This is a genomic window from Nostoc sp. NMS2 (assembly GCF_017115105.1).
Taxonomy (GTDB): Bacteria; Cyanobacteriota; Cyanobacteriia; order Cyanobacteriales; family Nostocaceae; genus Nostoc.
On sequence record NZ_JABXKH010000095.1, the window covers coordinates 116,337 to 139,834 of the forward strand.

At 41.7% G+C, this 23,498-nt stretch carries 11 protein-coding genes and 1 pseudogene; 8 read left to right on the top strand and 4 right to left on the bottom strand.

The genetic code is table 11. The features are described 5' to 3' along the window. The first annotated feature begins 52 nt into the window (after positions 1–52). The 6 genes from HWQ36_RS17740 to HWQ36_RS17765 all read left to right on the top strand — a co-directional run bounded on the left by HWQ36_RS17740 (position 53) and on the right by HWQ36_RS17765 (position 17,311). On the top strand, positions 53–5,464 hold the full coding sequence (locus HWQ36_RS17740; protein WP_292704999.1) for a type I polyketide synthase: 5,412 nt from the start codon (positions 53–55) through the stop codon (positions 5,462–5,464). A 113-nt stretch (positions 5,465–5,577) separates the two neighbouring features. After that, entirely contained in the window at positions 5,578–7,305 is a 1,728-nt protein-coding gene (locus HWQ36_RS17745) for an SDR family NAD(P)-dependent oxidoreductase (RefSeq protein ID WP_292705000.1), read from the top strand. Positions 7,306–7,524: 219 nt separating this feature from the next. Beyond that, entirely contained in the window at positions 7,525–12,276 is a 4,752-nt protein-coding gene (locus HWQ36_RS17750) for a PfaB family protein (RefSeq protein ID WP_292705001.1), read from the top strand. Positions 12,277–12,556: 280 nt separating this feature from the next. Further along, positions 12,557–14,233, top strand: coding sequence for a PfaD family polyunsaturated fatty acid/polyketide biosynthesis protein (locus HWQ36_RS17755; RefSeq protein ID WP_292705002.1), 1,677 nt, complete (start codon positions 12,557–12,559; stop codon positions 14,231–14,233). Positions 14,234–14,235: 2 nt separating this feature from the next. Then, complete coding sequence (locus HWQ36_RS17760; RefSeq protein ID WP_292705003.1) at positions 14,236–15,750, top strand: thioester reductase domain-containing protein; 1,515 nt, start codon at positions 14,236–14,238, stop codon at positions 15,748–15,750. A gap of 757 nt (positions 15,751–16,507) precedes the next feature. Beyond that, positions 16,508–17,311 carry an SDR family oxidoreductase gene (locus HWQ36_RS17765; protein ID WP_292705004.1) on the top strand — a complete coding sequence of 268 codons (804 nt, stop codon included), beginning with the start codon at positions 16,508–16,510 and terminating at the stop codon, positions 17,309–17,311. Between the two features lie 106 nt (positions 17,312–17,417). On the opposite strand, the gene hetI is transcribed toward HWQ36_RS17765, so the two are convergent. Further along, positions 17,418–18,137, bottom strand: coding sequence for a 4'-phosphopantetheinyl transferase HetI (gene hetI, locus HWQ36_RS17770; RefSeq protein ID WP_292705005.1), 720 nt, complete (start codon positions 18,135–18,137; stop codon positions 17,418–17,420). 578 nt (positions 18,138–18,715) lie between these two features. Here hetI and HWQ36_RS17775 point away from each other — a divergent pair. After that, on the top strand, positions 18,716–18,847 hold the full coding sequence (locus HWQ36_RS17775) for a hypothetical protein (RefSeq protein ID WP_292705006.1): 132 nt from the start codon (positions 18,716–18,718) through the stop codon (positions 18,845–18,847). 212 nt (positions 18,848–19,059) lie between these two features. On the opposite strand, the pseudogene HWQ36_RS17780 reads toward HWQ36_RS17775, so the two are convergent. The 3 genes and pseudogenes from HWQ36_RS17780 to HWQ36_RS17790 form a co-directional block, all read right to left on the bottom strand. Beyond that, positions 19,060–19,167, bottom strand: a pseudogene (locus HWQ36_RS17780) (four helix bundle protein); the annotation flags it as partial. Between the two features lie 83 nt (positions 19,168–19,250). Continuing rightward, positions 19,251–20,864: an SUMF1/EgtB/PvdO family nonheme iron enzyme gene (locus HWQ36_RS17785; RefSeq protein WP_292705007.1), complete on the bottom strand. Its 1,614-nt coding sequence runs from the start codon at positions 20,862–20,864 to the stop codon at positions 19,251–19,253. A gap of 286 nt (positions 20,865–21,150) precedes the next feature. Further along, entirely contained in the window at positions 21,151–21,594 is a 444-nt protein-coding gene (locus tag HWQ36_RS17790) for a hypothetical protein (protein ID WP_292705008.1), read from the bottom strand. A gap of 560 nt (positions 21,595–22,154) precedes the next feature. On the opposite strand from HWQ36_RS17790, the gene dnaN reads away from it, so the two are divergent. After that, a complete protein-coding gene (gene dnaN / locus HWQ36_RS17795) occupies positions 22,155–23,318 on the top strand; it encodes a DNA polymerase III subunit beta (RefSeq protein WP_292705009.1) in 1,164 nt (387 codons plus the stop codon). Positions 23,319–23,498: the final 180 nt, after the last annotated feature.

Here is a 23,498-nt window from a genome sequence, read left to right on the forward strand (position 1 = left end):
TAGGCAACAGAAATTACTGTAGCTACACAATTCACAGTACTCACTATGCCCTATGTCTGCTTATTCAATTGATACTGCCTTAGCGGAGTTAGAAAGCCTTGTCAATAATTGTGAACAGGCTGTGATTAAGTCTATCGAGGGAAAAAAAATGAAGTCAGATAAATCAGTGTCAATCAACAAAATTAACAGACAATTACAACACAATCCTATCGCTATCGTTGGGATGGCTTCTCTATTGCCTCAAGCCAGAAATTTACGGGAATACTGGCAAAATATCGTAAATAAAATTGACTGTATTACTGATGTTCCTTCCACTCATTGGAGTGTCGAAGATTATTACGATCCGAATCCTAGAACTACTGAGGATAAAACCTATTGTAAAAGAGGTGGGTTTCTTCCAGAGGTAGATTTTAATCCGATGGAATTCGGCATTCCACCCAGCATTTTGGAAGTTACAGATGTATCGCAACTATTAAGTTTAGTGGTTGCGAAAGAGGCGATGGAAGATGCAGGCTATGGCGAAAAACGTGAGTTTAGCCGCGAAACTGTTGGCGTAATCTTAGGCGTGGCTATGGCCAAGCAATTAGGAATGCCACTTTCTGCCAGGTTGGAATATCCGATTTGGGAAAAAGCACTTAAAAGCAGTGGTTTATCTGACGAAGATACCCAAAAAATCGTTGAGAAAATCAAAAGCGCTTATGTGAAGTGGGATGAGAACGCTTTCCCTGGAATGTTAGCTAACGTGGTTGCGGGTAGAATTGCCAACCGTCTAAATTTTGGCGGGATGAATTGTGTAGTTGATGCCGCTTGCGCTAGTTCCTTTGGTGCTTTAAAAATGGCAATTAGTGAGCTAGTTGAGCATCGTTCTGACATGATGTTGACTGGTGGCGTTGATACCGATAACACCATCATGGCTTACATCTCATTCAGCAAAACACCGGCAGTTTCTCCTAGTGAGAATGTCAAACCTTTCGATGCTAAGTCGGATGGGATGATGTTGGGTGAAGGTATTGGGATGATTGTCCTCAAACGGTTAGAAGATGCTGAACGGGACAACGATAAAATCTATGCCGTAATTAAGGGTATTGGTACTTCTAGCGATGGACGTTACAAGAGCATTTATGCTCCGCGCAAAGAAGGCCAAGTTAAAGCCTTAGAACGTGCTTATGAAGATGCCGGTTTCTCTCCCGCTACTGTTGGTTTGATGGAAGCACACGGCACCGGCACAATGGCTGGAGATCCGACAGAATTCGGTTCTTTAAAAGACTTCTTTGATGTACATGATGACAAAAAGCAGCACATCGCTTTGGGTAGTGTGAAATCACAAATTGGACACACAAAAGCGGCTGCGGGTGCGGCGAGTTTGATTAAAACTGCTTTGGCTTTACATCACAAAGTATTACCGCCGACAATTAACATTACCGAGCCGAACCCCAAACTCAACATTAAAAATTCATCCTTTTATTTGAATACCGAAACTAGACCTTGGATTCGTCCAGAAGGGGAAGCGCCAAGACGTGCGGGTGTGAGTTCTTTCGGCTTTGGCGGCACCAACTATCACGTCGTTTTGGAAGAATATGAAGCCGACCAAAATCACGCTTACCGCTTACATAGTGGTGCTAGTGAAGTGCTGTTGTTTGCTCCCACAGTAGACCAATTGTTGAGCAAATCGGAAGAGATTTTAGGTAAGTTGCGTTCACGAAGTGACTCCGCAGGAGTATCGCCAGATGCATCTACACACTACGCAGAATTAGTCAAGGAATGCAAATCACAACAAATTCCTCTCTCTGCTGCCAGATTTGGGTTTGTAGCTGAGAATCTGGAAGAAGCTTGCAAGTTGCTGCAAACTAGCATTGACTGGCTGAAACACAAAGGAACAGCAGCATCTTGGGAGCATCCCCAAGGAATTTATTACCGCGCTTCTGGTATGGAGTTGGGCGGAAAAGTTGTCTCTCTATTTTCTGGTCAAGGTTCGCAATACTTGGAGATGGGACGCGAACTGGTGATGAATTTTCCTTTGATGCGTCGTCTTCATGGCTATATGGATAGCCTGTTGCTCAAAGATAATTTGCAGCCGTTGTCAGAAATCGTTTTCCCTCATCCTGTGTTTGAGGAAGCAGAGAAAAATGTCCAAATTGCTGCTTTACAACGCACAGAATACGCTCAACCAGCCATCGGGGTGTTGAGTGCAGGGATGTACAGCATACTGCAACAAGCTGGATTTAAGTCAGATTTTGTTGCCGGTCATAGCTTCGGGGAACTCACAGCGCTATGGGCTGCGGGAGTTTTGAGTACTGAAGATTACTTGTTTTTGGTGAAAGCTAGGGGTCAAGCAATGGCTGCACCCGAAGACCCGGATCATGATGCGGGTAGTATGCTGGCTGTCAAAGAAGAGATCAGCAAAGTCGAAGCAGTAATCAGACATTTTCCGCAAGTTGCGATCGCTAATCAAAATTCTCCGACTCAATTTGTCTTGGCTGGGCCTACCGCAGAAATAGCCAGAGTCAGAGAGGCTTTACACGAGAAAGGATATACGGCTGTATTGTTACCTGTATCAGCAGCGTTCCATACACCGCTAATTGCCTTTGCTCAGAAATCATTTGCGATCGCAACCAAGTCTGTCAAGTTTCAAAGTCCCAAAATCCCTGTTTACAGCAACGTTACCAGTAAGCAGTATCCCAAAGAAGCTCAAAATATTCAAAAAATCTTGGAAACGCACCTTTCTAATTCAGTGCTGTTTAAACAGGAAATTGAAAATATCTATGCGGCGGGTGGTACTTGCTTTGTGGAATTTGGGCCGAGAAGAATTCTCACCAACTTAGTCAAAGATATTCTTGGCGATCGCCCTCATATTACCGTATCTTTAAACCCCAGCACTCAAAAGAATAGCGATCGCTCTTTACGAGAAGCAGTTGTGCAATTGCGGGTAATTGGTTTGGCTTTGAATAACCTCGATCCTTACCAACTTCCCCAAACTATTCCCCCAATTGAAACGAAGAAGACATTAAATGTCCGTTTGAACGGCATCAACTACAGATCCGAAAAAACGAAAAATGCCTTTGCTCTAGCTTTGCAGGATGGGCACAAAGTCACATTACCCACTCCCGAATATTCTGAAGCGGCTCCTTTGTTTAGCAGCCCCGGTGTCACTCCACCTGTAGCAGTGATAGAGACTAACGGACATAAAAAATCCACCCCAGAAATTAACGTTGTGACTGCTAATATCATTGCCCAAACAGAGCAACAGATGAATCCTGTTACCCTGTCACAACCAGCCCAGGAATCTAAGATGCAACCAACGCCAGAAAAACTTACAAATTACGAACAACTTTTAGCAAGTTTAGAATATCTCCTGACACAGTTCCAGGAAAATCAAGCCGAGAATTTACAAGTTCACGGTACTTATCTCAACCATCAAATGGAATATGCCAAAGCGTTTTTCCAACTGATGCAGCAGCAGAATTCTTTGTTGAGTGAAAGTAAATCAACAGCCGAAACTGCCAAAATGAAGCTAGTTGTCATGGAAAGCTTAGAGCGTAGCATGATGCAGTTTCATTCCCAACAAGGTGAAACTCTACGCATCCATGAGCAATATCTCCAAGAGCAGTTGGAATATACTAAAAGCTTTTTCCAACTCATCCAGCAAGAGTATTCTCTAATCATCTCTGGTGAGGGAGCAACTCAACTAACAGAGAAACTCAGCAATTTCACTCCGTTCACCACAGAAGCACCAGTACCCGCCACTACTAAGATAGTAGAAAGCCAGCCTTTGCCTGTAGCCGAGCCTGTTGTTAAAAATGTTATCCAAGAACCTCTTCCGGCTGCTGTAGAGCCTGTAGTTGAAACTCCTGTATCCCCAGAGACACGAGTGATCGAGACGCGATCAATATCTCTACTGCCCACTCCACACTTCGCCACTGTCGAGACAGTAGAGCCTGTAGTCGCGGAACCCCAAGCCGAAGTTGTAGTCAAAATTAGCTCACCTCCAGTCAATGAAGTTGTTGCATTCACCCCAGAACCAGCACCCACAACTGCTGCACCTGTATCTGGCACAACCATCGATATTGTTGACTTAGATAAAAACCTGTTAGCCATCACCAGCGACAAGACCGGCTACCCAGTCGAGATGCTGGAAATGGACATGGACATGGAGGCTGACTTAGGAATTGACTCTATCAAACGGGTGGAAATTTTAGGGGCGCTACAAGAAATGTACCCCAACTTACCCAAACCCAATTTAGAAGAACTATCAGAAAAACGCACCATCGGTCAAGTTGTAGAGTATCTGCAATCCCACGCTTCCAAAAGTGTTTCTGTAGAAATTGCAATTCACGAAGTACAACAAGTAACTGAGATTTCAGTAGAGACTGCACCAGTAGTTGAGGTAGTCACTGCACCGGAACCAAGCGTAGTTGTTGCATTCACACCAGAACCAGCTACAAGTGATGAATTTGCAAACTTAGGTGAAACCCTGTTAGCCATCACCAGCGATAAGACTGGCTACCCAGTCGAGATGCTGGAACTGGAAATGGACATGGAAGCCGACTTGGGGATTGACTCCATCAAACGGGTAGAAATCTTAGGGGCGATGCAAGAAATGTACCCCAACTTACCCAAACCAAATATCGAAGAACTCGGAGAACTCCGCACCATCGGTCAAATAGTCGATTACCTACAGCAGTTGGCTGGAGGTGAAAAAAAAAAGTCTGAGCCTGAGTTTGTCCAGCAACCACCGGAATTAGAGCATAATATTCAGCGCCATCTCGTCAAACTCAGAAGTCTACCACAACCCGATTATTTGGATTTCACGTTACCAGAGGGACACATCGGTTTAATCACCGATGATGGTTCCCTCACCACTTATAAATTAACTGAATCCCTAATCGAGAAAGGCTGGAAAGTAGTAGTTATCAGCTTTCCCCAATCGCTGATCGCCCAACAAGCGCCCTTACCCACAGGAGTAACCCGCGTCACCTTAGCAAACTTGAGTGAAGAACATCTCCAACAACAACTACAAGCGATCGCATCTCACTGCGGAGCGATTGGGGCCTTCATCCATCTCCATCCCATATTTGTAGGAAATAACACCGCGAGTATTTCTTATAACGAATCAGAAAAGGCGATCGTCAAGCACGTATTTTTGATGGCGAAACACCTTAAACCCTCTTTAAATGAAGCTGCGCGTCATGGACGTAGTTGCTTCTGCACAGTAGCTCACCTTGATGGAGCCTTCGGCTTAGAGTATAAAGTCAACTTCGGTGCGATCGGCGCTGGTTTATTCGGATTAACCAAAACTCTGAGATGGGAATGGCCAAAGGTGTTTACTCGTGCGATCGATTTAAGTCCCAGACTTGATGCTAAACAGTCAGTACAAAACATCATCGCCGAACTTCACGACCCTAACCTTTATATCAGTGAAGTTGGCTACGGTTCACAAGGACGAGTCACCATTATCGCCGATTAATCTCCTCTCTCTGCGCTCTCTGCGTCTCTGTGGTTCGTTTAAAAAAAACCGCAGAGGCGCAGAGGACACAGAGGAAGAAAAAACCCAATTTATGCAGGTATTCACGAGGATTTATGACACAAACAGCCCAGCTTAGTCCATCATCAGTCTTTGTCGTGAGCGGCGGTGCAAAAGGGATTACGGCTGAGTGTACTATCAAACTAGCCCAACAGCAACCCGGTAAATTCATCCTCCTCGGTCGCTCCGAACTATTAGAAACCGAGCCAGATTATGCTCAAAACTCTGACGACTCCGCCTTGAAAAAATGCATCATGGAAAATCTTCTTTCTCAAGGAGAGAAGCCCACACCCATGAATGTGCAAAAAATATATAACAAAATTACCTCCAGCCGCGAAATTAAAAAGACCCTAGCAGCAATTGAAAAAACCGGAGCTAAAGCAGAATATATCAGCGTCGATGTCACAGATACGCAGGCTTTACAAGAAAAACTTGCCACTGCTGTGCAACATCAGGGCCCAATTACCGGAATCATCCACGGCGCGGGAAACTTAGCTGATAAGTTAATTGAAAAGAAAACAGAAGAGGATTTTGAAAAAGTTTACACCGCCAAAGTTCAGGGATTAGAAAACCTGCTGGCTTGCGTCAACCCGAATCAACTTCAGCATTTAGTTTTGTTTTCTTCAGTAACAGGCTTTTACGGAAATCCTGGACAATCTGATTATGCGATCGCTAATGAAATTCTGAACAAATCAGCCCATATATTTAAGCAAAGTTATCCTTCATGTCATGTAGTCGCTATCAACTGGGGCGCTTGGGACAGTGGGATGGTGACAGCAGAATTAAAGAAGATTTTTCAAGAGCGAAAAATCGATATAATTCCCATTGCAGTTGGGGCACAAATGCTCGTTAAAGAAATGAATAACACCAATCATGCAACCGCACAAGTTGTTATTGGTAGCCCACTTATTCCACTGGCGACGGAGTTAGATTCAGAACTACGAACTTATCGTATTCGTCGCCAAATGACATTAGAGGCTAATCCATTTTTACACGATCATACCATTGCTGGTTCTCCAGTCTTACCAGCAACTTGTGCAATGACCTGGATTATCAATGCCTGTGAGCAATTATATCCTGGTTATAGATTGTTTTATTACCAAGATTTCAAAGTGTTGAAGGGGATTACTTTCAATGAAACATTAGCGAAGGAACACATTTTAGAAATAGAAGAAATTGCTAAAGTTAACTTAGAAAACATCGAACTTAAAGCCAAAATTTCGAGTAAAAACCCTGAAGGAAGAATCCATTATCATTTTAGCGCTCAACTCAATCTCCAGCGAGAAATCCCAGATGTACCAACTTATGAATCTCTCAATCTCGAAGAAGATAATATCATCACCGCTACCGGAAAAGACTTTTACCAAAATGGGGGAACCACATTATTTCATGGCCCCGCTTTTCAAGAAATCAAAAGAGTTTTAAACATCAGTCCTGAAAAAATTACTACAGAATGTCTTTGGCCAGAACTCACCGCCCAACAACAAGGACAATTCCCCGTCCAATGGGTAAATCCTTACACCACTGACTTGAGTATGCACGCCTTATGGGTTTGGACACAACACTTTCATGAAGAAGGTTGTTTACCTGGAAAAGTCGAAAAATTTGAACAATTTGCGATGATACCACATAACGAAACATTTTACGTTTCTTGTGAAGTACTAGCTAAGACATCGAGTAGTGCGATCGCAAACTTTATCATACACGACCGCCAAGGTAAAATCTATTCACGAATGCTCGGTGCCCACGCCATTATTTGGTCAATGAAAATGCTCAGAAGCTAGTAATCTTCCTTTACGACTCAACACCTATCTATAGCAGTCCTAAATCATTTGTGAAAACTTCCCTTTCTTTTCTTGGCGCTCTTGGCGTCTTGGCGGTTCGTTAATTTTCACAACTCAGATAGGATTGCTATAAATTGCCACTTCAAAGTTTGGGGAACAGCGTAAATCCTGCCTTTTAATTATCTCTTGCTAAATACCCAAACTCGGAGCATATAAATCGTGGAAAAAATAGCCATCATCGCATTATCATGCCTATTCCCCGATGCTAATAACCCTGAAGAATACTGGCAAAACATCGTTAATCAAAAAGATTCCACATCCTCTGCAACCGTCGAAGAAATCGGAGTAGATCCGACAATATTTCACAATCCAGTTAAAGGTACACCAGACAAAACCTATTCTATCAAAGGCGGGTACATCCGCAACTTCCAATTTAACCCTAATGAATATAATCTACCATCAGAACTTGTTGCTGGCTTAGATAACACTTTCAAATGGTCATTGTATGCCGCTAAACAAGCAATTGTAAACAGTGGTTATTGGGGTAATCAAACTGTTCTGGCAAAATGTGGCGTAATTTTAGGTAATTTGTCATTCCCAACAAAATTATCTAATCAATTATTCTCTCCAATTTACCAGCAATCTATTACCCCTGCCGTCAGAGAACTTTTGCAGTATGAAAACTTTGATTTAGCTACTCTCCCAAGTGCAACCAAAGCCTCTTTATACAATGCGATGATATCTGGATTACCAGCATCTATCATTGTTCAAGCTCTCTCTCTATCCCAGATAAATTTATGTCTGGATGCTGCTTGTTCGTCATCATTTTATGCTATTAAACTAGCATCTCATTACTTATGGTCACACAAAGCTGATGTCATGTTAGCTGGAGCCATCAGTTGTGCAGATTCCCTGTTCGTGCGGATGTTATTTTCTGGCGTTCAAGGGTATGCAGAAAACGGCATCAGCCGTCCCTTAGATAAATCCTCTAGGGGGCTAATTCCCGCCGATGGTGTTGGCATGGTGATGCTGAAAAGATATTCTGATGCCGTCAGAGATGGCGATAATATTCTCGCTACCATCTGCGGTAATGGACTCTCAAATGATGGCAAAGGTAAGCATTTATTGAGTCCAAATCCTAAAGGACAAATCTTAGCTTTTGAACGAGCCTATAATGAGGCGAAATTTAGTCCAAAAACCATCGATTATTTAGAGTGTCATGCCACTGGCACATTACTAGGAGATACAACCGAATTCAACTCCATAGAAACATTCTTTGGTCAAAATCAAGCTGCGCCTCTGGTGGGTTCTGCTAAGGCAAATACTGGTCACTTGCTAACTGCTGCTGGCATGGTTGGCTTGACTAAAGTGATTTTGAGTATGTCGCATGGTGTAATTCCAGCAACCATGAATGTTTCTGAACCTTTAACATCAGAAAATGGTACAATTTCCGCCGATAAAATTGTTAGAACAGCTACGACATGGCCGAATAATAACGCACCAATTAAACGGGCAGCTATTAGCGCTTTCGGTTTTGGCGGTACTAATTCTCATCTGATTTTAGAACAAGGAAATACAACACAATCAATTGAATCAACTCCACCTGTTCCACCTACCAAAATTGCTATTGTCGGCATGGATGCCTTTTTTGGTAACTGCAATGGTTTAGATGCTTTTGAACGCAGCATTTATGATGGAATACAACATTTTACTTCCCTACCGCCTCAAAGATGGCATGGTATAGAAAATCAAGAAAGTGTCCTGAAAGAGTACGGTTTAACAGATGGGAAAGCACCAATAGGGGCATATATCAAGGATTTTGAAATCGATACTTTATCGTGCAAAATCCCACCGAATGAGATAGAGAAATTAAATCCACAACAATTGTTGCTTCTGAAGGTTAGCGATCGCGCCCTAAAAGATGCGAAACTACAGGAGGGTGGCAATGTGGCAGTTATTGTCGCCGCCGAGACAGAATTCTCTGTGCATCAGCTACAACAAAGATGGAATCTCTCTTGGCAAGTTAAGGATGGTTTACTCAACCAAGGAATTTCTCTACCTGCTGAACAGCTTTCCCAACTGGAAACCATTGTCAAAGATAGCATTCACCAACCAGTAGAAATTGGCGAATACGTGAGTCACATCGCCAACATCATGGCGAGTCGGATTTCGGCTTTGTGGAACTTCACTGGCCCTGCATTCACCGTCAGCGCTGGCGAAAATTCCGCCCTCAAAGCGTTGGAAGTTGCCCAAATGCTACTCGCTACTGGAGAAGTAGACGCGGTGGTTGTTGGTGCGGTAGATTTAGCAGGTGGTGTGGAAAATGTCTTGTTCCGCAGCCAATTTGCCCCAATTAATACGGGTGTGAATACGTTGGGTTATGACCAGCAAGCTAATGGCTGGACGGTTGGCGAAGGTGCGGGTGCTGTCGTCCTCAAGCGCTACGAAGCTGCTAAAGAAGACAACGAACGCATCTATGCAGTAATTGATGCCATGAGTTTCGCACAAGGTAATTCTACTTTGAGTAACGCTTTGGTAAAACCTGATGCTTCAGCTATCAGTGATGTCTGCAAACAAGCCTTCCAGATGGCAGATATTCAACCCACAGAGGTTAACTATGTGGAAGTCTTTGGTAGCGGCGTTCCCCAGGAGGATGAAGCCGAAATCACAGGTTTGCTGCAAGCTTATCCGAAAGTGGGCAATGGTTTGCATTGTGCATTAGGTAGCGTTAAAGCCAATATTGGCCACACCTATACAGCATCGGGAATTGCTAGCTTAATCAAAACCGCTCTCTGTCTTTATTACAGATATATTCCCGCTACTCCCAAATGGTCTGGTGTCAAAACACCGCAAGTATGGTCAGGTAGCCCTTTCTATGTGGCAATGGAATCAAGACCTTGGTTTGTCGATAAAGGCGGCACACGCAGAATAGCAGCAATTAATAGCATGGCTATAGATGGCAGTTACGCCCATTTAATCTTATCGGAGGAACCCAGCCAAGAGGAGCGCGATAACAGATATTTGCAACAAATGCCTTTTCATCTGTTTCCGATAGCAGTTAGCGATCGCACCACCATCCCCGATCTTCTCAACAATCTCCAACATACCATAGAAGCGAGTTCTTCTTTATCAGCTACCGCCAGCGAGATATTCGCTACTTTTGAGCAGCAATCTAATGCAAAATACGTCTTATCAATCACAGGACGTAACACAAAAGATTTACTCAAAGAAATTGAATCTGCCCGTAAAGGTGTAAATAATGCCTTTGAAAACGGTACAGATTGGCAAACACCACTAGGAAGTTATTTCACCGCGAAACCATTAGGTAAAACTGGAGCAGTTGCTTACGTTTACCCCGCAGCAGTCAATTCTTATATTGGCATTGGTCGCAGCGTCTTCCGGTTATTTCCGAAAGTCTTTGAGGATTTAAAAAGCAACAATCTCTACAATCGGGCTGCCGATGTTGAAAAGCTGGTTTATCCGAGAAGCTTACCTAAATTGACCACCAGGCAACTAGAAACACTCGAAAAGCAATTGTTAGATGATTCACTGGCAATGTTTGAAAGTGAAATCGCCTTTGCTAGATACATGACAGCAATTTTTCGAGATGATTTTCAAGTCAAGCCGCAATCTGTATTTGGGTATAGTTTGGGTGAAACTAGCATGATGGTTGCCCAAGGAGTTTGGAGTGATTTTGAGGGCGGAAGTAACACCTTAAACTCATCACCTCTATTTGGCGATAAGTTATCTGGCCCTAAAAATGCTGTGCGTGAATATTGGGGATTAACAGATTCACCAAACAACAATTTTTGGAATACTTATGTTCTCATGGCGACTCCATCGCAAGTTAGAGAATACCTGAAACATGAGAATCGCGTCTACTTAACTCAAATTAACACACCAGAAGAAGTATTAATCGCTGGTGAAGATGCTGCCTGTAAGCGAGTGATAGCAACTTTAGGTTGTAATTCTTTCCCCGCACCCTTCGACCATGTGATACATTGTGAAGCGATGCGATCGCAGTACGAGGAAATTAAGAAGGTAAACACCTTACCATCGCAAAATCTCCCCGGTATTGTGTTTTACTCAGCCGCCGACTATCAACCGATTGTACTTGAAAGTGATGCGATCGCGCACAACATCGCCAAAGGATTGTGCCAGGAACTTGATTTTCCGCAATTAGTGAATCGTGTCTATGGTGATGGAGTCAAAATATTTCTAGAAGCAGGTGCTGGTAATGTTTGTTCCCGATGGATTGATAAAATTCTCGACAACAAAGAACATATCACAGTTTCTCTGAATCGTAGAGGAATGGATGACCATGCTGCAATGGTTAAAGCATTAGCAAAACTACTCAGTCATCAGGTGAACGTGGATTTATCACCACTGTACAACAAAGTTCAAGGAACTGCTAATCAAAATAAAGCAACATTGAGAACAGTTACCTTGGGTGGAAAAGCAATTGCTGCTACAATTTTGAGTGACGAAAATCGCAAACTTGTTGAAAATTTCGCTGGGGATATTAGGAGCGAACGCTTCAAAATACAGCATCCAGATATACCTAATATCCAACAATCTGAAATCACAGATTTTCTTAACACTTCCAATCAAATCACCCAACAAGAAAATTACTCCCCTAACATCTTGCCTCAGCCAGAAGAAGTAAAACCGAAAAATATCATTGATAACGTTTTTGAAGCGAGAGAACAATTACAATCTTCAGAGTCAAGCGCAATTAAACAGCAAATTCCTCCTTCTTCCCCACCAGTCACAACTCAAAAAATTAGTAGCATCATCAGCATGTTCGATTTAAATAAGACCCAGTATCAAAAGCTCAATGCTAATAATTCCAAGATAACCAAAGCGCACACAGCCTTCTTACAAGCTAGACAAGATTACAGTCAACAGATGAGCGAAATCATTCAATTGCAACTAGCTTGCGCCCAAAACTTGCTTAACGACGAATCCTGATAAATCATATCAATTCTCTCTGAACTCCTCTCTTCCTTGGTGTCCTTGGCGTCTTGGCGGTTCGTTTAAAAATTATTACGTGCATCTTCATAGAGAATTGGTATGAAAATTTAGATTTATATCGCAATCCTATCTAAGTTTTGGAAATGAACGAACCGCCAAGACGCCAAGAGCGCCAAGGAAGAGAGAAGTTTTCACATACGATTTAGGATTGCTATATCAAGAGTCTACACCCTTCAATTTTAATTATCCATTGCTTGTAATCCGAGGGATAACTGCCGTGACAACCGTAGATACGGTACTAAGTAAACACGATAATGGCCTTAACTTCTCCGCTTGGTCTTATAACAAAAACCAGGTTTGGAAAGGTTCTTTAGAAACTGTATCTTTCGAGAAACAAACCATCAAAGATAAATTGATGGTATTAGATAAACCCTGCTACATCGTGAAAGTTGCCGGAAAAATCGGTGTCACGAATGAGGGGTATTTATCCCCTGGTGATAATGGCACAACCGCACAAGTAGAACTGTTAACATTTGCCGCCCCAATCCGCATTCAACAATTTGGAGATCCGAATTTTCTCTCCTCTCATGGAGTAAAATATGCTTACGTTACCGGCGCAATGGCTGGCGGAATTGCTTCCGAAGAAATGGTCATTGCACTCGGAAAAGAGCAAATTTTGAGTTCCTTTGGTGCAGGTGGTTTAACTCCAGAACGTTTAGAAGCAGCCATAAATCGCATTCAACAAGCTTTACCTCAAGGGCCTTATGCATTTAATTTAATTCACAGTCCCAATGAACCTGCGATTGAACGCCGCGCTGTAGATTTATACCTCAAATATCAAGTGAGAACAGTAGAAGCATCTGCATTTCTCGACTTAACTCCCAACATTGTTTATTACCGGGTTGCTGGATTGGGGTTGAATAACGCCAATCAAATTGAAATCAAAAATAAAGTCATCGCCAAAATTTCTCGCCGAGAAGTTGCGACTAAATTTCTGCAACCAGCACCAGCCAGAATACTCAAAGAACTTCTGGAACAAGGATTAATTACTGAGTTACAAGCAACCCTTGCCGCTAAAGTTCCAATGGCTGATGATATTACCGTCGAGGCTGATTCTGGAGGTCATACAGATAACCGTCCCCTGGTTTGTTTGTTGCCTTCTATTATTGCCTTGCGGGATGAAATTCAAGCCCAATATCATTACCAAACACCCATTAGAATTGGTGTAGCAGGGGGAATTGGTACACCACAATCAGCATTAGCAGCCTTTATGATGGGTGCTGCTTATGTAATGACTGGTTCAATTAATCAATCATGCGTTGAATCTGGGGCTTGTGAACATACCAAAAAGTTATTAGCCCAAGCAGAAATGGCTGATATGATAATGGCTCCAGCAGCAGATATGTTTGAAATGGGAGTTAAATTGCAAGTTCTCAAACGGGGTACAATGTTCCCCATGCGAGCGCAGAAATTATTTGAACTCTATCGCGCTTATGATTCCATTGAAAGCATCCCCCTTGCAGAAAGAGAGAAATTAGAAAAACAAGTTTTTCGTAAAACTATTGCTGAAGTATGGGAAGGAACTGCGGCTTATTTGTCCCAAAAGAATCCTGAGAAACTTGGGAAAGCAGTTAATAATCCTAAACTGAAAATGGCGTTGATTTTTCGCTGGTATCTAGGATTATCTTCTCGTTGGTCTAGTTCTGGTGAAAAAGGTAGAGAAGTCGATTATCAAATTTGGTGTGGCCCCGCAATGGGCGGTTTCAATGACTGGGTACGCGGTTCTTACTTATCTGAACCAAATAATCGTGGTGTAGTTGATGTTGCTAATCAAATTATGACTGGTGCAGCCTTTTTGTACCGTGTCCAAAATTTGAAAATTCAAGGGCTGCAAACTTCTGATTATTACAGTCAATATCATCCTGTTCGTTCTACATCATTGTTGGAGATTTAAAAATGACTATAAAACAGTCTTTCACAGCAAACGATATTCAAATATTTTTGATATCTAACTTAGCTAAGTTGCTAGGAGTAGCAACTGATGAAATAGATGTCAAAGAACATTTAGAAAACTATGGGTTAGATTCAGCCCAAGCAATGATTTTAGTAAGTAACTTAGAAAAGTTGCTCGGATTTCAACCATCTCCGTTGCTGCTGTGGCATTACCCAAATATTGAAGCTCTTTCACAGCGTTTAGCTGAAGAAGTGCAAGAAGGTTCACCGATTCAAGATACAAAGGTGACAGCCTCTAATGCCAATGCTGCACCCTCTGTTCTAGATTTAGGTGCTGAGGCTGTTCTTGACCCTACCATCCATCCCGGCGCTGCATCTAATGTACTTGTGGGTGAACCTAAGAACATCTTTTTAACTGGAGGAACAGGCTTTTTAGGAGCTTTTATTATCCGGGAATTGCTACAGGAAACCAATGCGGATATCTATTGCTTAGTCCGTGCTGCCAATACTGAAGAAGGCAAAAGCAAACTCCAAAAGAATCTGCAACAGTATGCAATTTGGCAGGAAGAATTTAACTCCAGAATTATTCCTATTGTTGGCGATTTATCTCAGCCTTTGTTAGGTATTGGTTCAGAACAGTTTCAAGTTTTAGCTACCAATATTGATACTATTTATCATAGTGCTGCTTTGTTGAATTATGTTTTCCCATACTCCGCACTAAAAGCAGCCAATGTTTTAGGAACTCAAGAAGTTTTGAGATTAGCTTGTCAAATTAAAGTCAAGCCTGTACATTATGTTTCTAGTGTGGCTGTTTTTGAATCAACTGCTTATGCTGGCAAGGTTGTCAAAGAGCAGGATGAATTCAACCATTGGGAAGGTATTTATCTTGGTTACTCTCAAACTAAATGGGTAGCTGAAAAGTTAGTTAAAATTGCTCGTGACCGTGGACTTCCTGTAACTATTCATAGACCACCACTGATTTCCGGTGATAGCAAAACAGGCATTTGTAACACGCATGACTTTATCAATTTGATGACCAAGGGCTGTCTACAAATGGGATATTTCCCTGATGTAGATTATATGTTGGATATGTCTCCTGTGGACTATGTGAGTAAAGCGATTGTTTATCTATCACGGCAGAAAGAATCTATAGGTAAAGCTTTCAATTTACAACATCCCCAACCTGCCGCTTTGAAAATGCTAGTTGAGTGGATACGCTCTTTTGGTTATTCGGTTGAGATGATTCCTTATGAAAAATGGCAATCTGAGTTAATCAATAATGTGACTTCTGCGGACAATCCTTTGTACACTCTGCGACCATTTTTGCTGGAACGTTGGTCTGATGAACAACTGACTATTCCTGATTTGTATTTACAAGCTAGAAGACCCCATATTAGCTGCCAAGATACTCTTCATGCATTGGCAGGTAGTTCTATTGCTTGTCCTCCAATTGACTCTCAATTGTTTATGACTTATACTGCCTACTTGATTCAAAGTGGTTTCTTGAATATCGCTTAGTAATTCACAAATTGCGTAGGGTGTGTCAAGACTAAATTGTTGCAAAAAAAAATTGTAGGTTGGGTTGAGGAACGAAACCCAACACTCCGTTCAATGTTGGGTTTCGCGCTGCTCAACCCAACCTACGTCTAATGCAATACTGTTCGGTTAAGACAAGAGACGCGATGAATCGCCGTCTCTACAATAATCAGTCTTGCGTCTTTGTAATCTAGAATTTTCATCAAAAACCTTAACTGAACCGTATTGACATCTAATGCACTATTTTAGCCTTGACACGCCACTACAAAATTATTTTGTTTATGTCCATGTTTTTTAAAACTCAGTACTGCTGAATAGTTAATATTTCAGATGCCAGCAACAACTTATATACCAACAGTGGCAATATAATTGCCCTGTTTTTTTATGCTCAATAATGTAAACTTTTAGGATTCACTCCTTGACAGAAGCAATTGAGGATAGAATGGTTAGTGTCGGGCATAAAAGTTTGATTTTGCCTGCTGGCTTTTGTGAGTAATCAAAAGCCAGTGCTAGTAGTTTGAAATAACCAAACTTCTTTAATGCTCCACTGATTCGATGCATAAGTCCTAAATTTACGCTTGGACTGATACATCTATCCAAGGCATCACACAAGCATTTGAAAGGGTAATAACTCAAGACAGTTATTGTCGGTTCAAATATTATGCGTATTTAATTGTAGAACGAGAACCACTGTAAATGCAAGGCAGCTTCATCAAGTTGAATTCACCAATATTCTTACATGAACAAAAAACATCAAGGTCAGAGCAAAAAAACTGCTCTTATTACTGGGGCAGCCGGTGGAATTGGCTACGAATTAGCCTGTATTTTTGCTGCTCATGATTACAATCTAGTCTTAGTAGACAGAAACGGGCTAAAGTTAGTAGAAATTGCCGCTAAATTCCAAAAACAATTCGGAAATCTTGTCAAAACTATTGTTAAGGATTTATCTATATCAACTGCTCCTGAAGAAATTTTCACGGAGTTGCAAAAAGCTGATATTAATGTTGATGTGCTGGTAAATAATGCTGGATTTGGTATTTATGGATTATTTCACGAAACAGATTTAGCTACTGAACTGGAAATGTTACAGGTAAATTTGGTCTGTCTCACCCATTTAACTAAGCTATTCGTGAAGGGGATGGTAAAGCAAGGTGAAGGTAAAATCTTAAACGTCTCTTCGGCTGCGGCTTTTCAACCAGGGCCTTTGATGGCGGTTTATTTTGCTACTAAAGCTTATATCTTATCTTTTTCTGAAGCGATCGCTAATGAATTAGAAGGTACTGGTGTCACTGTGACAGTTCTTTGCCCAGGCTCAACAGAATCTGGCTTTCATGAAAGAACCGGAATGGCTGACTCGAAGTTGCTCAAGGGTAAGAGGATGATGGATGCACAAACTGTAGCCGAAATTGGTTTTCACGGCTTAATGAAGGGCAAAATCATTGTTATTCCTGGTTTTATGAATAAACTACTTGCAAAAAGCGTCAGATTTGTACCCAGAAGGCTGGTGACAAAAATTGTGAGAAATATGCAGGAGGATAAGTAATTTGTCATTTGTCATTGGTCATTGGTCATTGGTCATTGGTCATTGGTCATTTTACAATGTCTGCAAAATTTCTCTTGTTTCACCCAGGAGATGAGCTTAATCAACATTAATATTGCCAGCATTTTAAGTTCCAGTCACAATTTGCTATGGCAACGGCAGCAACATAATTGTTAGCAGGGACTAGTTCAAAAAGACTCCAGTCTTCTAATATCTGTAACTTGGCTGGTTCTGTGGGAGTCAACGACACTTCAATTTGCTCTAACTGGGATAGTCCGTCTCCAGTTGCTTTTAAATAAGCTTCCTTACAAGTCCAGTAACGGAAAAATACTTCTTGCTGTTGGTTTAGAGATAGCGATCGCAACATATCATATTCTCTCGGCAAAAAGAACCTTTTGGCAAGGGCTTCCAAATCAGACATCGGGCGGATATATTCTAGGTCTACACCAATTGGGTGAGTACAATTCACCGCACACAAACCCAACCCTTGGGAATGAGACAAGTTAAACGCCAGTCCACTATCAGCAAATGTATCTGCTAATACTGGTTTGCCACGCTGTTGATAATTAAACTGCACTTGTAAAGGCTGGATACCTAAATAGCGACCTAATATTGTTCGCAGGATACCACGACCAGCAATGAAACGCTGTCGATGTTCCTGAAAATAGAACCGTTCAGCACGAGCCGTTTCGTCACTGGAAAGAGTCGCTGCTAAATTTTGCAGTTGTAGTTCTGGTTGGTCAAGTTCTATACGCCAGACATGAATCTCATCTGGTAACAAAGTTAAATCTGTCGGTGCAGCTAGCCAGTGATGATGAGTCGCGGTCATTGAGTCTGATTTGATTTGTTTGTAACCTTTACCGAAGTTTAGCTTTGCTAGTCTCTATTTTATCCTGAAGATATATTTTAAGTTTTCCACAACCAGCAGTGCGATCGCTAGCCTTAATGGTTGAATAATTAGTCGAGAATATTAAGTAACGTATAAAAATTGATTAAATCTAACTTAGATTGTGGAAGAATATTGCTTTTTGTGGATATATCTGTGAAAAACTTTATATTTAACTGGTAAAACTTAATTAAGTATAATTACTTTGTGGAAAAATACCATAGTTTTTCCACAAGTTTTCCACAAGGTAAACTTGGCAACTTATATCTTGCACCAGGCGACTAGAAGTCGCGGCTACACAGACAAAACCTGCCTCCGCAGGTTGAAAAGCCTTGATTTTGCCTTAGTCCGCGTAGGCGGACTTCGTTTGTATAGCCGCGATTTCTAATCGCTAGGGCTAGATGCAAGATGTGAGGCAAGGGGGACGGCGTTAGAATAAGGAAAACACGAAGCTTCGTTGTTGTCCTAATACCTCTGTGTTCTACCATTTCCACTTTAGTTTTTTAAGTCAGTGAGAAATTATGAACGCTTACAAAAAATACATTATTATTACAGATCCAAAGCAAGTGATTTTATCTGATTTACCTTTTCAGGTAGGACAGCGAGTAGAAATCATTATCTTAGCAGAGGAGAATACCAGAGCAGAATATTAGTAAAAAACTGAGAGATTTATTTGATAAAACACAGTCGCTACCCAAAGTACAAGATATTACTGAAGCAGAAATAGCAGCAGAGATTGAAGCTTACCGACGCGGAGAATAAAGTTAGAGCGTTATGCGGTTCCCAATCTGGTGAGGTACATTTTCAAAGCTACTAACCTTGGTAACAAAGATTTGGGTGTACCTCAGTTGCTTAGGAAACGCTATATCCGATTTCTCAGCAAAAATTTATGATCTATAGGCAGACGATTTAAAATTGGTATATACCAGTTGATTAAATCATAAGTCTTCTGTATTATCGGTAAATCACTCATTCAAAATTTAGCCAAAAAATTTTATCGCGCAGAGCGCAAGACAAAGAAGAGAAGAAGGGAAAAGAAAAAATTGTAAAGGGCTACTAAGTCCTGCCCCGAATCACCACAACCCGAAAACTCACGCAGTTGAACCTGTAGTCACGCGTGTAAGCTAGGCGAAACGCAGAGCGGCAATCCCTGGGAGAGTCGTCCCACGAACCACTACGCAGCAGCCGCTTACCATCATCACTCATCCAAGGGCTACCGTCTGCTGGCGATCCGTTATAATTTTTGTGCCAAGCATCATGACACCATTCAAATACATTACCATGCATATCAAATAAATCAAAGGCATTTGGTAGAAAAATTCCGACATCTGTTGTTTGCTCACGATATTCACCCTTTGACCCAGCACCGTAAATATAGTTACCGTTGTAATTCGCTAAGTCAGTCGTAATCGTCTCACCAAAATAAAATGGGGTAGTCGTTCCCGCACGACAGGCATATTCCCACTCTGCCTCACTAGGCAAGCGATAGGTTTTCCCAGTCTTGTTAGACAATCTGGCACAAAATTCAATTGCATCATCCCAAGAAACACAGTCAACAGGTCGATTAACGCCTTTGAAGTGCGAAGGGTCGGGATTTAAATCAATATTTACCTTTTTTAGCCCAGCAACAACAGCCCATTGGCTTTGTGTAACTGGATATTTACCCATGAAAAAGGGTTGAATGGTAACAGTGTGCTGTGGACTTTCAGAATCGTATCGTTCTAGCTCATTGTCTGGGGAACCCATCAAGAATTTACCACCAGGAATTGGAACTATTTCCAGAACTACGCTATTGCCCAATTTTTCTGTAAAAAGCTCTGCTTTTTGTTCTTGCAGAAGTTGTTCTGCTTGCCGTTTTTGATGCTCTACTTCTTGTTCTTTCTCTAAGCGAACTACATCTCCATCCTTAAGCACATAGTATTTTTGTAATTTCTTTAATTCATTTTTAGCTTTTTCATCTAATGGATATCCTTGTTTATCGACAAAATTTATTAAGAATAGCCTGTATTTGTCTATATTTTTCTTATATATGCCGTAAGGCTCTAATGCTTTCTCTCGGACTATACTGGCTTCTATATCTGTTAATTTTAACTTTTCTTGTAAATCTTTCAATATTTCCGATTCCACAAGAGAAATCTCGCCATCAGACGCAAAATCTTCAGCGTGCTGACGATACTCAGCTATGGCGGCTTCCCTTTCCCTGCTTAACCGTTTTTGCTCACGCTCTTTAATTAGTTGTTCAGCAGCAAACTCAATTCCCTCAGCTATATTTGTGAATGCATCGTCTTGATCGTTCCAAGACTTAACAGGTAGAGCATTTTTGGGCAAAGCTTGTAGTTTAGCAAATGGTGCTGATTGCCAAGAAACTTTTCGCAGAATAATTGGAATGACGCAAGCCTCTTTAGCTTCGTGGCGTTCTATTGCTCTGGTAACTTCAACACCCCAGCAGTATTTAGAAGCGATAAAGTCTGAACTTACCAGCAATAGAATGATGTCGGCTGTGTCCAAATTTTCATTAATCTGCTGATCCCATTCTCTTCCAGGTGGTATTTTGCGATCGTGCCAAGTTGAAATTACACCTCGCCGTTCCAACATAGTGAGGTGGTTAACTAGCTCATTTTTTAGGGGTTCGTCGTTGTGAGAGTAGGAACAGAATACTTTGAGCGACACCGACGATACCTCTTGCGTCTTTAGGAGTAGGATAAATTAGTCTGTTCATAAATTATAGTACTACACCGGGCGACTGGAAGTCGCGGTTACACGAGACTTTACCCGCCTTCGCGGGTTAAAAATCTTGATTGTTTATCAGTTACAGACCTAACCCCTAGCCCCTTCCCTGCAAGGGAAGGGGAGCAAGATTCAAAGCCTCTCTCCTTTTAGGAGAGAGGAATGGAAGTGAGGTCAAAGTCTATTGCTTCCATTCGAGAACCGCTATATAAACCCTATTGGATTTTAGCTAACTGACGATCGCAGCCGATGCCCCATTCATAGATCCATTGACAGAAGAAAGCTTAACAGAATCGGTTGCTAAAGGATTGGTGACTTTGGAATTGTCTAATACAACACCTCGCTTCTTTTTGGTATTACCTCGTCTAGCACCACCCGCCATCTCATATTCCTGGCTGGTTTTACCGTAACGGCTGCCAACTCCTAGTAACATTTTTTCTGACATTGCTATTACAGCCTGTTCTGCGTTATTCACGTCATCGGTGAGTTTGTCAATGGTCGATAACGCAGTGTTGTAGGCAGCAAGCTTAGATCGTAGATCGTTAATTGTCATGGTGTAGGCTTGTATATTCACTCCTTCGCCAAAGTCAAGTTCTACGCTGATAGATTGTAAACTTTCAATCCGGCGATCGGCTCGTTCTAAAATGCTGGAATTTCTTTTACGACGTGCCATAATGCATCTCTGCTACTAGGTTGATAGTACTGTTTTATACAAATATATGTTTGGTTGTCATGGGAAAATACTACAAATAAGTTGCGATCGCATCTCAAAAGCTTTAGTTAATTTTACTTAGACAAAATTTATTTCCAGGTAATAAATAGATTCATAAGTTCATTACAACAAATGCTGCAATGATTTAAGCGTTTCTTATACATGGAAGAGCATTTGTTGCAAAGTATTAAGTGTTTGCTGCAACTACTTATACATTTGTAAGAAATGCTTAAGCGTTTCTTATACATGGAAGAGCATTTGTTGCAAAGTATTAAGTGTTTGCTGCAACTACTTATACATTTGTAAGAAATGCTTAAGCGTTTCTTATACATGGAAGAGCATTTGTTGCAAACGTTTAAATTTTTACAATCTGAAGCGTAAGAGCGTAAAAGATTTTAATATTTATCGGCGCGATCGCAACCAACCGTTTAAACGAGTTTTTTACCCTTAAGCAAATTTGTCAGCGATCGCCTATAAACAATAAGGATGTTACCATATCCTTCACCAGCCGAATCTCACTTATGAAATTAGTTTGCTCCCAAAGCGATCTTAGTACAAACCTCTCACTCGTTAGTCGTGCAGTACCTTCACGACCGACTCATCCAGTACTTGCTAATGTGCTGTTACAAGCGGATGCTGAAACTAACCAGGTAAGCTTAACAGCCTTCGATCTCAGTTTGGGAATTCGCACCAGCTTTAACGCAGAGGTATGGCAAGGAGGTGCGATCGCACTTCCTGCTAAGTTACTTGTAGATATCACCTCTCGTCTTCCAGAAGGAGAAATCACTCTAGACGATGAATCAGCCCTCACAGGTGCAACATCCAGTGGAGAAGGTTTAATAGTTACACTCACACCCAAGAGTGGACATTATCAAGTCCGAGCAATGGGGCCTGAAGAATTTCCTGAACTACCTGTAATTGAAAATACAGAAGTAATCCATCTCACCACCGCCGCATTAGTTGAGGGATTACGGGGTTCATTATTTGCTACCAGTGGTGATGAAACTAAACAAGTACTCACTGGAGTGCATTTAACAGTTAAACAAGATACCCTAGAATTTGCAGCTACCGACGGACATCGCCTCGCAGTAGTAGAAACTAGCAACGAACGTCCGCTAGGTGGAACTAGTCAACTAGAGGTGACAGTACCAGCGAGAGCATTACGCGAACTCCAACGGATGCTAGCTCATAGCGCCTCATCAGATGAACCTGTAGCTTTATATTTTGATCAAGGTCAAGTTGTGTTTGCATGGCAAAATCAACGCTTGACTAGTCGTACATTAGAAGGGCAATATCCCGCTTATCGACAATTAATTCCGCGTCAATTTGAGCGACAAGTGACAATTGAACGGCGGCAATTTGTCAGCACTTTGGAACGGATTGCTGTGCTAGCAGATCAAAAAAATAATATTGTCAAGGTGAGTATTGATAGCGAAGCTCAAGAAATTACCTTATCTTGTGAAGCTCAAGATGTGGGTAGTGGTAGAGAGTCAATGCCGGCGCAGATATCTGGAGAAAACATTGAAATTGCTTTTAATATTAAATATTTGATGGAAGGCTTGAAAGAGTTACCCTCTTCCGAAATTCAAATGCATCTAAATCAAAGCCTGACTCCAGTTATTTTTACACCATTGGGTGGTTTGAAAATGACCTATTTAGCTATGCCTGTGCAACTGAGAAGTTGAAGAAGAGGCAGGAGAGCAGGGGGCAGGGGGGCAGGGGAGAAGACCAGATTAAAACCTCTTTATTTAGATGTTGCTTAGGAAACTTCATATCACACCCTAAAACTTGTTGATTACGCAAGGCTACACGGGAGCATCCCGTTTTGGCGGATCGCCCTCAGACTAGAAGTCTGGGGCTATACA

Coding starts and splice junctions, on each gene's coding strand:
- HWQ36_RS17740 (WP_292704999.1), top strand. CDS start 53: ATGTCTGCTTATTCAATTGATACTGCCTTAGCGGAGTTAGAAAGCCTT.
- HWQ36_RS17745 (WP_292705000.1), top strand. CDS start 5,578: ATGACACAAACAGCCCAGCTTAGTCCATCATCAGTCTTTGTCGTGAGC.
- HWQ36_RS17760 (WP_292705003.1), top strand. CDS start 14,236: ATGACTATAAAACAGTCTTTCACAGCAAACGATATTCAAATATTTTTG.
- HWQ36_RS17765 (WP_292705004.1), top strand. CDS start 16,508: ATGAACAAAAAACATCAAGGTCAGAGCAAAAAAACTGCTCTTATTACT.
- hetI (WP_292705005.1), bottom strand. CDS start 18,137: ATGACCGCGACTCATCATCACTGGCTAGCTGCACCGACAGATTTAACT.
- HWQ36_RS17775 (WP_292705006.1), top strand. CDS start 18,716: ATGAACGCTTACAAAAAATACATTATTATTACAGATCCAAAGCAAGTG.
- HWQ36_RS17790 (WP_292705008.1), bottom strand. CDS start 21,594: ATGGCACGTCGTAAAAGAAATTCCAGCATTTTAGAACGAGCCGATCGC.
- dnaN (WP_292705009.1), top strand. CDS start 22,155: ATGAAATTAGTTTGCTCCCAAAGCGATCTTAGTACAAACCTCTCACTC.